We start from the raw sequence: 13,335 nt of genomic DNA, 5'->3' as shown, positions 1-13,335 counted from the left end.
AGACCGCGTCGGCGGTTGGAAAAATGCTGGCCGCCAACGGCCTCGCCATCCGGGTCCTGCACGGCGGCCGCCGCTATGCCTGGCGGTTGGGTCTGTCGCGGCAAATTGCGGTAGCAGGAATGCGGACCGTCGGCCTCGGCAACCGAGGTCCTCGACGGCAGTGGGTGTGGCTGGCGTGTGGGATCCGCGCTGGGCCGGACCTCGGTCGACAGCGGCTGTGTCGGCCGCCGATTCGGTGAATGATGGGACGAATTATGAAGGGGTGCAGCATGACTCGGGCGCACATCATTGTGGTCGATCTCGGGTTCGGTGATGCGGGCAAGGGGGCGACGGTGGACTGGTTGTGTTCGCCGGAGGCGGAGTTGGATGTGGCGGCGGTCGTGCGGTTCAACGGTGGAGCGCAGGCGGCGCACAATGTGGTTGCCGACGGGCGGCACCACACGTTCGCACAGTTCGGGTCGGGGACGTTCGCGGGTGTGCCGACGGTCCTTTCGCAGCACATGCTCGTCGAGCCGATCGCCCTGGCGGGGGAGTCGCGGCAGTTGGCGGCGCTCGGCGTGCCTGACCCGCTTTCGCTGCTGTTCGTGGACGGGCGAGCGCTGCTCACCACTCCCATCCACATTGCCGCCAATCGTGCGCGCGAGGACGCGAGGGGTTCCTCGCGACACGGTTCGTGCGGGCGTGGCATCGGAGAGACAGCCTGGTACGCGCTCGATCATCGCGCGCCCACGGTGGCGGACTGCTTGCGCCCCAGCGTACTTCGCGACAAGCTCGATGCACTGGCCGCGCACTACGCGCCGATGATCGCACCGAGCCGGCACCGATACGAGCCGATCGGCGACCTCGTCGACATGTACCGGGAGTTCGCTGCCGCGGTGCGGATCGTCGACGGCGCTCAGCTCGCCCGTTTCGAGCGACAGGGCCGCCTGATCTTCGAAGGCGCCCAGGGCATCCTGCTCGACGAATGGCGCGGCTTCCACCCGCACACCACCTGGTCGACCGTCGAACCCCGCAACGCCCGTGCCATGCTCGCCGGCATCGGCGCCGAGGGTTACGTGCTCGGCGTGACCCGCACCTACATGACCCGCCACGGGGCGGGCCCGTTGCCGACGGAGGATCGCACCCTCGCGATCCCCGAGTCGCACAACGCGACCGGCCCCTACCAAGGCCCCTTCCGCCTCGGTCATTTCGATCCCATCCTGCTTCGCTACGCCATCGCGGTATCCGGTGGCGTCGATGGCCTCGCGGTCACCCACCTGGACGCGCCCGGAACGCGCTATGCCGCAACCGGATACACAACCCCCACCGGCAACATCGCCAACCTGGAGCCGGGGATATGGCAAGACCTCGACCGCCAGCACCGCCTCACCGAACTGCTGGCCGCCGTGACCCCGCAACTGACAGCTATGCCCACCGACCCTGTGTCCTGGCTCGAACACCAACTCGACACCCCCGTCGTTCTCACCGCACATGGCCCGGCGCGCACCGACCGCACCCGGCTGAACACTGCGCCCATGCCGCAACCAGGGGCGAGCGGGACATGGCTGCGGCAAATGTCGGCCGCGTGAATCCGCCTCGAGAATGCCCGCGCTGGTGTCCCGTTCGTCGGTGGGGCCCTCCCCGCAGGGCTGGTGAGGGGGATTGGGGCAGGATGGGTCGGCGTGGAGCAATCTGTTGTTTCGGTGGATGTGGTGGCGTTGCGGTTTTGGGGGGCGGACGCGGGGGTCACGATCGGTGTCGCGCCGCGGGAGCTCGAGCCGTTTACCGGGGAGATGGCGTTGCCCGGGGTTTTGTTGGGGCGGGGGGAGCGGTTGGCCGGTGCTGCGCGGCGGGCGGTGCATGCCAAGTTGGGGGTGCCGGAGGCCGCGATCGGGGCGGTCGGACAGTTGGTCACCTTCGATGAGCCGAATCGCGACCCGCGCGGCCCGACCTTGTCCATTGCGATGTGGGCGGTGGTCGGCCCGCACGAGGGCCCGGCGGAGTGGGTGTCGTTCGACGCCGTGCCGCAGTTGGCATTCGACCACAATCGAATCGTCGATGCCGCACAGGGCCTGCTCGCCCGCCTGCTGTGGAAGGACATATCTTTCACACGCGCGCTCACCGGCGACGAGTTCCCCGCCACCAGGGCCGTCGAACTCAGCACCGCCCTGCAAGGCGCCCGCCCGGACCCGGCAAACCTGAACCGCACCCTGGCTGCCATTCCGGGCCTCGAACGCACCACCGAACGCCGCCGCGTCAAAGCCACCGGCCGCCCCGCCGCCGTCTGGGCCTTCACCGCCGGAGAATAGATACCACCGCACGAGCGCACCCCGGAAGGGCGTTTGCGGTCGGCCGATTGCATATCGATACATGGATATGCGCATCTATGCATAAACTCACCACAGTAGTGTGCGGTCCGCGAGAATCCGCACTGCACAAAGCCGCAAGGACGCGGAAAGGTTTGCGCTCTGGTGGTATCGGATGGCGGGGAGTGAGTTGGTGGACGGAGCCAGCTGCGGGGGGTGTACATGATGATGGCTACGCCGACCAGGCAGATGGTGGCGCCGAGGTAGTCCCAGCGGTCGGGGGTGGAATTTGTCGACGACCATGCCCCAGGCGAGGGATCCCGCGACGAAGACGCCGCCGTATGCGGCGAGGATGCGGAAATTGTCCGCCTAGGCCGGCGCGACTTTGTATACGGCGTAGCTGCGACCGATGACGGGGTAGGAGACGTTGCGGACCGGGACTCCGCCCGCGGTGCGGCCGAATTCGGTGCCGCCGTGGGCGTGGCCGTGGATGGCCAGGGTGGCGCGGCCCGCGTCGACTGCTTCGGCCAGGTTGTGGCAGCCGAGGCCGGGGTAGATCTTGCGCGGCTCACCGACCAGGGTGTCGGTCACGGGGGCGAAATGCATGAGGGCGATTCGGGTTTCGCAGGTGAGTGTGTCCAGTGCCTGGTGGAGGCGGAGGGCGTCGAGGGGGCCGCGACGCATCCGGGCGCGGTGTTCGATGGTGCCTTCGTCAGGGGTGCCGGGGTAGCGGGGAAAGCCGCCGCTGCCGCCCATTACTCCCGCGATACCGAGCTGGGTGCCGGCTACGTCGAGGGTGATGGCGTCGCCGTCGAGCAGGTGGACGCCAAGGGCGGTGAGCATGGCGGCGATTCGGTAGCCCTGCTTGTGGTCGTGGTCGTGGTTGCCGAGTACCGCGACGACCGGCACTGGGAGCGCGGCGATTTCGGCGCAGAGCAGATCGGCCTCGCGCAGCGTGCCGCCTTCGGTGAGGTCGCCCGCCAGCAGCAGCACGTCGGCGTGTGCGGCCAGGTCGGTGAAGGCAGGACGGAACGCTCCGACCACCGAGTCGCGCATGTGCAGATCTGCGACGGCAGCGACTCGGATGCTGCGGTTCTCGCTTGACTGCATGTCCGTCAGCCAGCCACATGACCGGCTGGGTGTCAATCGGTATCTCGCAACGGTCGCGCAGGTTAACCGCTGCGAACAGCTGGAATAGCTTCCCACTATTGAATGTTCAGTGGCCGTTCAGCGAGGCAACGTGCGGTGGCGCGACCGATGAAACGTCCATGAACAGTCGCGCGACTGGCTTCCGGAGTGCCCGTCCGCGCCGCATGGTTCGAATTATGAGGGAACGCAGCGAGCGGACCAGCGGAGTCTCGAGCCGTCGACGGTTGCTGTTGGGTGCTGTTGCTGTTGCGGCCGCTGCGGCGCTGCCCGTCGGTGGGGCGGTCGGTATCGCGCGCGCTGATGCTCGCGTGCGCAAAGTTGTGCTGATCGGGCTGGACGGGCTGATGTACTCGAAGATTCAGCGGGTGCAGGCGCCGAATCTGTTGCAGCTCAGCGCTGAAGGGATGCTCGGGCGCACGTCCATCGCACCGCACATCACGATCTCCGGCCCCTCGTGGGCCACGGTGTTGACCGGTGTGTGGGATAACAAGCACGGCATCCGGAACAACCAGTTCGACGCCACGCCGTTTGCGAAGTATCCGACTGTGTTCACGCAACTCGCGCGCGCCAACCCCGCCTTGAAAACTCACTCCATCGCCACCTGGGACCAGATTGCCACGATGGCCGGGAGTGGCGACCCGCACGCCGACGTGGTCGTTTCCACTCAGCCGATCCCGAATGACTCCGACGAGTCCACGATCGACGTCGTCACCACCAACGCAGTCGTCACCGCCATCACCCGTTTCGCGCCCGATTTCCTCTTCACTCACCTCGATCAGGTCGATCGTGCAGGTCACAGCCACGGCGGCGCATCCGAGGAATACCTCAATGCCGTGACGCGAATCGACGTTCTCGTCGGCCGAATCGCCGCCGCCGTCGACGCTCGCGCACGGGCGAATCCGGGCGAGAGTTGGACGATCCTGGTAACCGCCGACCACGGTCATCTGCCCGAGGGCGGTCACGGTGGCCAATCACCCGACGAGACAACGAATTTCGTGATCGCGCGCGGCCCCGACTTCCCCGCGGGCGCGACCAGCACCCGCTACTCGCTGGTCGACATCACTCCCACCGTGCTCGACCTGCTCGGCGCTCCACCCGACCCCGCCTCCGACGGCCACTCCATGCGCACCCGGCCCCACGCCGATGCCGGGGTTATCGACGTAGTCACGTCGCAAGGGGTCCGCTAGCATTCCGCGACCGGCGCCGAAATCGCCCACTGGCTCCACTGACGCGCGTCCGCCTGCGAGGCCATCGGTCGATCGAGCGCCGGCGGCCGCCGGCTCCGACTGCAACGACGCTCCCCACCCACCGGGAACTATTCGGGACGGTCGAGCAGTTGTAGCAGTCGGATAGTGCGCCCCGCATCAGCGCGGTTCCAGCGTGGGTACCGTCCGAATTCCTCACTGGTCACACAGATGATTTTGTGCGAGCAAAGGTATTCAATGGAATCGGAGGTTCGCTCCTCGCAGGTGACACCTATGTTGTCCCTGGGAATCGCTGGTCGGACAGAGAAGTCGGGGCGGGACTAGAGTTGATGGGGGCGGTTGCGGCGTCGGATAGGGTGGTCCGATCGCGGCGTGGAGAGGTGGTGGCATGACTCAGCATCTAGGCGAGGCGAATGTCGAGCAATTGGCGGCGGCCTCGCCAACGAATGGTGCCGCGGCCACCCCAGGAGGAAAGGCAACGCCTGCCACTCCTGCTGCGCAGCCTGCGGCCGGTAATTCGGCTCCGATGCGGCAGCCGGGAACGTCGGCGGCGGTGCCCACTTCGGCGTCGCGGCGGGTGCGGGCGCGGTTGGCGCGGCGGATGACCGGCCAGCGCGGGATCGCGGCGGTGAAGCCGGTGCTGGAGCCGCTGGCCAGCGTGCATCGGGAGCTGTATCCGAAGGCGAATCTCACGCTGCTGCAGCGCGCGTTCGATGTTGCCGACGAACGGCACGCACATCAGTTCCGCAAGTCCGGCGACCCGTACATCACCCATCCGCTCGCGGTGGCCAATATTCTGGCCGAGCTCGGCATGGACACCACCACGTTGGTCGCGGCGCTGCTGCACGACACCGTGGAGGACACCGGGTACTCGCTCGAGCAGCTGACCACGGATTTCGGTCCCGAGGTCGCGCATCTGGTGGATGGCGTCACCAAGCTGGACAAGGTCAATCTCGGCGCCGCGGCGGAGGCCGAGACGATCCGCAAGATGATCATCGCCATGGCGCGGGACCCGCGCGTGCTGGTGATCAAGGTGGCCGACCGGCTGCACAACATGCGCACCATGCGTTTCCTGCCGCCGGAGAAGCAGGCGAAGAAGGCCAAGGAAACCCTCGAGGTGATCGCGCCGCTGGCGCATCGCCTCGGTATGGCCACGGTCAAGTGGGAGCTGGAGGACCTCGCGTTCGCGATCCTGCACCCGAAGAAGTACGACGAAATCGTGCGTTTGGTCGCCGACCGGGCGCCCTCGCGCGACACCTACCTGGCACGGGTGCGCGCGGAGATCGTCAACACCCTGGCTGCCTCCCGGATCAACGCGATCGTCGAGGGCAGGCCCAAGCACTACTGGTCGATCTACCAGAAGATGATCGTCAAAGGTAAGGATTTCGACGACATCCATGACCTGGTCGGCATCCGCATCCTGTGCGACGAGGTCCGTGACTGCTACGCCGCGGTCGGTGTGGTGCACTCGTTGTGGCAGCCGATGGCGGGTCGGTTCAAGGACTACATCGCCCAGCCGCGCTACGGCGTCTACCAGTCGCTGCACACCACTGTCGTCGGACCGGACGGCAAGCCACTCGAAGTGCAGATCCGCACTCAGGACATGCACCGCACCGCCGAGTTCGGCATCGCGGCGCACTGGCGCTACAAGGAGACCCGCGGCAAGCACTCCAACGACTCCACCGAGGTCGACGACATGGCGTGGATGCGCCAGCTGCTCGACTGGCAGCGGGAGGCGGCCGACCCGGCCGAGTTCCTGGAGTCACTGCGCTTCGACCTGAAGTCGCCGGAGATCTTCGTGTTCACCCCGAAGGGTGATGTGATCACGCTGCCGCAGAAGTCGACCCCGGTCGATTTCGCGTACGCGGTGCACACCGAGGTCGGGCACAAGTGCATCGGTGCCCGCGTGAACGGCAGGCTCGTCGCGCTGGAACGCCAGCTGGAGAACGGCGAGGTTGTCGAGGTGTTCACCTCGAAGGCGCAGAACGCCGGACCGAGCCGCGACTGGCAGAACTTCGTGGTGTCCCCGCGCGCCAAGGCCAAGATTCGGCAGTGGTTCGCGAAGGAACGCCGCGAGGAGGCGCTGGAGAGTGGCAAGGAGCAGATCGGTAAGGAAGTTCGCAGGGTCGGGCTGCCGCTGCAGCGGTTGATGAGCGTGGACGCGATGACCGCGGTCGCGCACGAACTGCACTACACCGACATCTCGATGCTCTACACCGCCGTCGGCGAGCACCAGGTGTCCGCGCATCATGTCGTGCAACGCCTGATGGCGCAGCTCGGTGGCATCGGTGACGTGGAGAACGAGCTCGCGGAGCGTTCCACCCCATCGACCACACCCAGCCGGCAACGTGTCACCGGCGATGCGGGTGTGCTGATCCCCGGCGCTCCTGGCACGGTGGCCAAGCTGGCCAAGTGCTGCACCCCGGTGCCCGGCGACGAGATCATGGGCTTCGTGACGCGCGGTGGCGCGGTCAGTGTGCACCGCACCGACTGCACCAATGCCGGTTCGCTGCGCGAGCAGGCCGAGCGCATCATCGACGTGGAATGGGCGCCGTCGCCGTCGTCGGTGTTCCTGGTGGCCATCCAGATCGAGGCGCTCGATCGCACCCGCCTGCTGTCGGACGTGACGAAGGTGCTCGCCGATGAAAAGGTGAACATCCTGTCGGCCTCGGTGGCCACGCACGGCGATCGGGTCGCGATCAGCAAGTTCACCTTCGAGATGGGCGATCCGAAGCACCTGGGTCACCTGCTCAACGTGGTGCGCAATGTGGAAGGCGTGTACGACGTCTACCGCGTCACCTCGGCCACCTGAGTGGCCGACGGTCGTCAAGCAAGCTGAACATCGCTCCAGGTCACCGGGTTCGACCGGTGGCCTGGCTATTTTTCGGGCATGAATGTTCGCGGGGCTGCTGCGTTCGCCGGAATGTGAAGTCCAGGTTGATGATTCGAGTTGCCGGAGGTCGCCGGGCGATTGCCTTCGGGTGACCATGATCGGAAAGTTGTCGGCCGGTCCGGCACGCCACGCCAGGGCGCGTGCTGGGTCGTCCGGCGGTTCCCGGAAACTTTCCGCGGGCTCAGCGATGTTTGCCGGATTCTGTTACGGTTTAGTGCGTTTCATGGCGTTGAGGATAACTGCGGCAACACGGATTGATTGCGGATCGCTATGACAAGGTACACGGCTCGAATCTCGGGGATGCTGGTCGCGTTCTCCGTTGCTGTGGTGACCGCTACCACCGGCACCTCGGCCGCGGCGCCGTCGAATCCCGCAGGCCCCTCAACAAACGTACCGATCGATAGCTGTCCCGCGCTGTACGCGTTGGGAATTCAGGGCACGGGGGAGTCCTCGCCCGACGCGGCGCCCACCACCGACACGGGGATGCTGTCGACGGTCTTCCGGCCGATGCTGGCGAAGGCATCCGATCCCGGACTGGTCGATCGGGCTTACGTACCGTACGAAGCCGGATTCGGTGGCGTGACCGCCGGTGGCGCGGTGCCGTATTCGGAGTCCGTCTCCGGCGGCCTGACCCGGCTGCGGAGCATGGCCAAGACCGTTGCCGATCGGTGCGCGAACACCAGGTTCGCGGTGGTCGGGTATTCCCAAGGCGCACATGTCGCATCGATGTTCGCGCAGGAGATCGGCCAGGGACGTGGCGAGCTGCCCGCCGAGAAGGTCGCGGCGGTAGCGCTGTTCGGCGATCCGACGCGCAATCCCGGCGCGCCACTGTTTCCCGGCGCGCCCGGCAAGGCGGCGCCCGATGCGGCGCCTGGCACCGCGGGCGATCAGTTGGCCTCGCTCGCCGCATTGCCGCAGGCGCCCGCGGCGGGCGGCGGTATCGGTCCGGAGCGGGACAAGGCGGCGAATTTCGGCGCGCTGACCGGTCGCGTTGCGAGCTTCTGTATGGCAGGTGACCTTGCGTGCGACGCACCGCAGGGTGCGCCGATCCTGAAGGCCGTCGCCAATGTCGTCGGCCAGGTCGAACTCAGCGGCGGCGACCCGATCGCCTCGCTGGTGTCGATCTCGCAGGCGCTGGCGTTCACCTCTATCAAGACGGTGACCAAGGTCGCAGGCGAGGACATCCAGGGCAATTCGATCGCCAATCTGTCACTCTCGCCGAAGAAGTCGATCTCCCAGCGGCTGGCCGACGCCGCCGATCCGCGCACCCCGCTGGACATCCCCGCCGCGATCCAAGGCCTGCTGAAGGTCGGCATGATCGGATTGAACTCGGTCGTCACCGTGGTCAAGGCCATCATCAACCCGGCGTCCATCGGGCAGCTCGCCACCGCGGGGCTGGCGGATCCGGTGGCCGGACTGTTGTTGCTTGGGACGAGGCTGCTCGGTGCCATTCCACAATTGATTCCGCCGACCACCGGCGTTCGCCTTGTCACCCAGGCATTCGACGCGGTTGTACAAAACATCACCGACAACAGCGAACTGCTCGACATCACCACGTGGACGCGCTACTGGGACACCGTCCAGCGCCACACCGGGTACGGCACCGCGGCAGTGTCCGCCAACGGTGCGGCGCCGACCCAGTTCGTTGCCGATTGGTTCGCCGCGGTGGCGCGCGACGTCGCGGGCAAGTTCGGCAGTGGCGACACGCCGCAGGGTGGCAGCGACAGGCCGCCGACCGGATTCTTCGGCGAAAGCTCCGGCGCGTCGCCTGTGCCGAATTCGTCCGGTACGGGACAATTTCCGTTTGGGACGGGAGCCGATGGCGCCTCATCCGGAGGCGAGACTTCGATACCGCCCGCCGATCGACCCGGCACCGCCAACACCTACCCGTTCTCCACGAACTGATCGCCGAGAGGGTCTGACGATGCGCCATGTGGCTCGCTCCGCGGGAAGGGGGGAATGTTGAAGTCGTACAAACAGCTATCGCGCTGGTACGGCCCGCTGGAGCCGGAGACGGGTTCGGCCACCCCGGCCTATGCAGACGAGGGGGGTGCGTCCGCGCTCGGCGACGACGACGGGCCCGCCCGATATCCGCACTACATTCTCGACGACGATCCCGACGAGGTCCGCGCTCGCGCGGACGTACCGACCGATCTCCCGTCGGGCCGTAGCGAATTCACCGGCGGCTGGTCGGACTGGGTGGCGGGCCGCGCACCGGGACCGGATGACGACTACGCACCGCCGCGTGACAGTGGCGTCGTGCGTTTCCCCTGGCCCGAAGACGAATTCGGCGATGACCGCGAGGAGCGCGCCGCCGTGTCGTCCTCTCGCGCACTGCGTCAGGAGGCGCGCGCTCACCCGTCCTCGCGCCGCGCCAGGGTGATCGTGGTGCTGGTCGTTGCCGTGGTACTGCTCGGTGTGACCGCGGCGGGCGTGGTGTTCCTGTTGCGCTCCTCCGGCGACCGCCGCGCGGCCGGACCCGCTCCGTCGCCGATGCACTTCGCCGCGGGCAGCGCTCAGGCCGATGTGGGTGCCAAGCCCAACTATGCGACGAGGCCCCAACCGGGCACCGGTGCGAGCGAGTCCACCGCGTGCCCCACCGAACGTGCCGATCACGTTGTGCGCAGCGCCGAATCCGGCGGCACCAGCTCGGGGCCGGACGCGGTGCTGTCGTTCCAGTACGGCTACTACGTGGAACGCTCCGGTGAGCGGGCCAGGGAAGTGGTCGCGCCGGAGGCCACCGTGTCGCCCGCCCCGGTGATCCAGCGCGGTATCGACTCCATTCCGGTGGGCACCAGGCACTGCGTGCGCATCGTGACGATCACCGACAACCGATACTCGGTGGAGATCACCGAGTATCGGCCCGGTGGTGTGCCTGCCACGTACAACCAGCAGATGGTCACCACAGCGGTGGTCGGCGGCCAGACCCTCATCACGGGTATCGCGGCCGGATAAAAGAGAGAGCTGAGGCGATGGGAGAGGACTGGAGCCGCTGGCTCGACGAGGCGCCCGAAGAGGGCGAATCGGCGGGTCGCCCTGCGCGCACGAGGGCTCCGGTAGTGCGGTTACGGCGCGGCAAGCGTGCGGAGAGCGGTGCGGTGGCCGCGGAACCGACGCAGCGTCCGATTCTGGTTGTCGGCGGCTGCGGCGGCGCGGGAACCACCACGACGGTGCTCGGGATCGCGGGCGAGCTGGCCTCGGCGGGTAACCCGACGGTGGCGGTGGACGCGACGGCGGCAGGCAGCGATCTGGCGCTGCGCGGCGCCGACGAGCACCTGTACCCGATCAGCCTGCAGTCGTGGTTGTACGGCCGCGGCAATGACGAACCGGCGCCGTTGAAGGAGTGCATGTCGCAGGGGAGCTCCGGGATCGGCCTGCTGTGGCGTGATGCCGCACCGCTGCGTCGCAGGGCCACCTATCTGACTGTGGCGCGGGCGATTTACGACGCCGGGTTCACCGGTGTCTACGACGGTGGCAGCCCGATTGCCGGACGTCAGCTGCGGCCGCTGCTCGATGATTCGGATGTTGCTCTGGTGCTTGCCATTCCGGCGCGCGCCGACGCGGCCAACAGACTGCGGGTGACGCTGGAATGGCTCGATGACCAGTTCGGCGACGCGGCGGAGGGGCAGGGCAGCGGCATAGTCGGTGACACGACGATCGTTGTCTCGCACCAGCAGCCGGGCGGTGAGGCCCGGGTTGCCGACCATTTGCGTTCGCATCTGTCCGGGTGGGTCCGTGACATCAGGGAGATCCCGTACGACCCGCACCTGGCCCGTGGTGAACTCGTCCAGCACGCGTCGTTGGCCGCGGAGACGCGCCGGGCGTATGCGAGCCTGCTGGCCGGGGTGGCATCATGACCGCCGCTATGAAACTTCATCGTCAACCCGTGGCCGCGCAAGCCGGAGTGGTCGCCCCACCGGAGTCGCGTCGCGCGCTGATCTGGGACCGTCCGGTGCCGGGTATCGGCAGAGCGCCGCTGGTGTGGTTGCTGGGTGTGCACGGTGGTGCGGGAGCCAGTACCCTCGCGCATGTGCTTGCGCCCGCGGCGGATTCGGGCCGCCGCTGGCCCGGCGTCTTCGACCGCGAATCTCCCTTTGTCGTCCTGGTGGCCAGAGAGACCATCGCCGGACTGACTCGCGCCCACGACTTACTGCGCCAACATCATTCGGGGTTTGCCGGTGCCGCCGAGGTGCTCGGACTCATCACGGTGGCGGCCAGGCCGGGCCGGTTGCCCGCCGAGATCCGGCGCTACCGTGAGGTGGTCGGTTCGCTGGCGGGCCAGGTGTGGCAGGTGCCGTGGTACGAGGAGTGGACGCTCGTCGAGCCGGAGAAGCTGCCGGTGTGGGCGCCCGGTGACGCGCTCCCGCAGAAGAAGCGAAAGATCGACCCGCTCGAGGAAGTTCCGCTCGAGGTCCGGGATCTCGGCACCGACATCGTCGCCGCAGTGCGCGAAAACCTGGATGCCGCTTCATCTTTCGACGAAGGGCCAGAATAATGTTCATATTCAGCGCCGTACCGGACCGTTGACAGCACACTTTTCGAGAAAGGCACCCGATGAGCACGATCCTCCTCGCCGTGCAGGACACGTACGGCACTGTCCTCGCTCAAGTCGGTAACCCGACACCGGAGGCGCCTCCCGGCTCGGAGAAAATCCTGCAGCTGGTTCGGTACCTCACCTGGTTCGTCCTGCTGTCCGGCATCTGCGGCATCACCTACGCGGGCGGCAAGTTCGCATGGGAGAAGTGGACCGGTGGTGGGCTCGAGTCGCCGAAGATGGTCGCGGGAGCCATGATCGGCGGCGTCGTCGCCACCAGTGCCGGCACCATCATGAACGCCGTCATCGGCACCTGATGTCGGCGATGTCTACCGTGCGAATGTCGGCAGGCGAGGTCCTCGCGTACAAGCAGATGCCTGCCGAGGTACTGCAACCACTGATGCACCTGTTGAATTGGCTGCTCTGGTTTGTGCTGCTGGTGTGCCTCGCCTGGATGATCGTGTCCGCGGGCCGGTTGTGGATCGCTTTCCGCAGCGATCTGGCGATGAACGATGCCTCGCACGGGGTATTGATGAGCCTGCTCGGCGCATCGGTGGCGAGCACCGCGTCCGGGATCGCGCTGGCGTTCCTGCCGACGTGAGCGAGCGAACCATGACCGGTACCGGGCTGCGGCGGGGCGCCCGCGGGCCCGCCGCGGGCGCGGTCGGTGTCGCGCTGCTGATGGCGGCGGTCGGTTGCGGTGGCGACGGCGATCCCGGCCCGAATCTGGCCGCAGCGCCGACACACGTGCGGTGGCAGCCGTTCCAGGGTGTGGCATTGCCGCACGCGGACCAAGGTCCGAAGAAGGAAGCCGATGGCGCCGCAACGGGTTTCGAGCATTCACCACCCGGTGCGGCGCTCGCCGCGATCATCCACACGGTGCGATTGTCGGTAGCCGCGGACAACCAGTGGTCGAAAGTGGTTGCCCTGGAGGTTGTTCCGGGCCCAGCCAGAGACGAGTGGTCGGTCAACCGGGTGCAGCTTTCGATCACCGGGCCCGCGTCGGCCGAATACGCACCGCGGCTGCTCGGCTACAAGATCACCGAATACACCGACCAGAGGTCTGGCGTAGACGTCTACACCGAATATTCGGACAACTCGAGAGCGGTGAACCACACCAGCGTGGAGTGGTTCGGCAACGACTGGAGATTACGACTGCCCGACCCGGAATCGACCGCGCGCCCTATCGAGGCGGTCGACGCAATGCCCACTGACATCGTGAAATTGGAGGCACCTACATGAGGGAGCGCAGCGAGCTAGCCATGCCGC

The 13,335-nt window shown here is 67.1% G+C and carries 12 protein-coding genes and 1 pseudogene; 11 read left to right on the top strand and 2 right to left on the bottom strand.

From position 1 onward, the window contains the following. The first annotated feature begins 269 nt into the window (after positions 1–269). Positions 270–1,568 carry an adenylosuccinate synthetase gene (locus ACFQZZ_RS06825; RefSeq protein ID WP_378675506.1) on the top strand — a complete coding sequence of 433 codons (1,299 nt, stop codon included), beginning with the start codon at positions 270–272 and terminating at the stop codon, positions 1,566–1,568. A 93-nt stretch (positions 1,569–1,661) separates the two neighbouring features. Further along, positions 1,662–2,288, top strand: a complete 627-nt coding sequence (locus tag ACFQZZ_RS06820; RefSeq protein ID WP_378675504.1) for an NUDIX hydrolase — start codon at positions 1,662–1,664, stop codon at positions 2,286–2,288. A gap of 206 nt (positions 2,289–2,494) precedes the next feature. On the opposite strand, the pseudogene ACFQZZ_RS06815 reads toward ACFQZZ_RS06820, so the two are convergent. Both ACFQZZ_RS06815 and ACFQZZ_RS06810 read right to left on the bottom strand, forming a co-directional pair. After that, positions 2,495–2,642, bottom strand: a pseudogene (locus ACFQZZ_RS06815) (hypothetical protein); the annotation flags it as partial. A gap of 12 nt (positions 2,643–2,654) precedes the next feature. Beyond that, positions 2,655–3,395, bottom strand: a complete 741-nt coding sequence (locus ACFQZZ_RS06810) for a metallophosphoesterase (RefSeq protein ID WP_378675502.1) — start codon at positions 3,393–3,395, stop codon at positions 2,655–2,657. A gap of 215 nt (positions 3,396–3,610) precedes the next feature. Here ACFQZZ_RS06810 and ACFQZZ_RS06805 point away from each other — a divergent pair, with 215 nt between their 5' ends. From ACFQZZ_RS06805 to ACFQZZ_RS06765, 9 genes are all read left to right on the top strand, one after another. After that, positions 3,611–4,621 (top strand): alkaline phosphatase family protein, encoded by a 1,011-nt coding sequence (locus ACFQZZ_RS06805; protein ID WP_378675499.1) that lies wholly within the window; start codon positions 3,611–3,613, stop codon positions 4,619–4,621. Positions 4,622–5,165: 544 nt separating this feature from the next. Then, complete coding sequence (locus ACFQZZ_RS06800) at positions 5,166–7,451, top strand: RelA/SpoT family protein (protein WP_378676439.1); 2,286 nt, start codon at positions 5,166–5,168, stop codon at positions 7,449–7,451. 351 nt (positions 7,452–7,802) lie between these two features. After that, positions 7,803–9,437 (top strand): cutinase family protein, encoded by a 1,635-nt coding sequence (locus tag ACFQZZ_RS06795; protein ID WP_378675497.1) that lies wholly within the window; start codon positions 7,803–7,805, stop codon positions 9,435–9,437. Positions 9,438–9,491: 54 nt separating this feature from the next. Beyond that, positions 9,492–10,487: a hypothetical protein gene (locus ACFQZZ_RS06790; protein WP_378675495.1), complete on the top strand. Its 996-nt coding sequence runs from the start codon at positions 9,492–9,494 to the stop codon at positions 10,485–10,487. A 17-nt stretch (positions 10,488–10,504) separates the two neighbouring features. Continuing rightward, positions 10,505–11,389, top strand: a complete 885-nt coding sequence (locus ACFQZZ_RS06785) for a MinD/ParA family protein (protein ID WP_378675492.1) — start codon at positions 10,505–10,507, stop codon at positions 11,387–11,389. Next, positions 11,386–12,027, top strand: coding sequence for a DUF6668 family protein (locus tag ACFQZZ_RS06780; RefSeq protein ID WP_378675490.1), 642 nt, complete (start codon positions 11,386–11,388; stop codon positions 12,025–12,027). Before ACFQZZ_RS06785 ends, ACFQZZ_RS06780 begins: the two co-directional genes overlap by 4 nt. 59 nt (positions 12,028–12,086) lie before the next feature. Further along, positions 12,087–12,383: a hypothetical protein gene (locus tag ACFQZZ_RS06775; RefSeq protein ID WP_014351788.1), complete on the top strand. Its 297-nt coding sequence runs from the start codon at positions 12,087–12,089 to the stop codon at positions 12,381–12,383. 8 nt (positions 12,384–12,391) lie between these two features. Beyond that, positions 12,392–12,667, top strand: a complete 276-nt coding sequence (locus ACFQZZ_RS06770) for a hypothetical protein (protein WP_328403197.1) — start codon at positions 12,392–12,394, stop codon at positions 12,665–12,667. Beyond that, positions 12,664–13,308 carry a hypothetical protein gene (locus ACFQZZ_RS06765; protein WP_378675487.1) on the top strand — a complete coding sequence of 215 codons (645 nt, stop codon included), beginning with the start codon at positions 12,664–12,666 and terminating at the stop codon, positions 13,306–13,308. The genes ACFQZZ_RS06770 and ACFQZZ_RS06765 overlap by 4 nt, the downstream gene beginning before the upstream one ends. Positions 13,309–13,335: the final 27 nt, after the last annotated feature.

This window comes from Nocardia sp. GCM10030253 (assembly GCF_042675075.1).
In the GTDB taxonomy this organism is placed as follows: Bacteria; Actinomycetota; Actinomycetes; order Mycobacteriales; family Mycobacteriaceae; genus Nocardia.
This window is presented reverse-complemented; position numbering and strand designations above follow the sequence as displayed.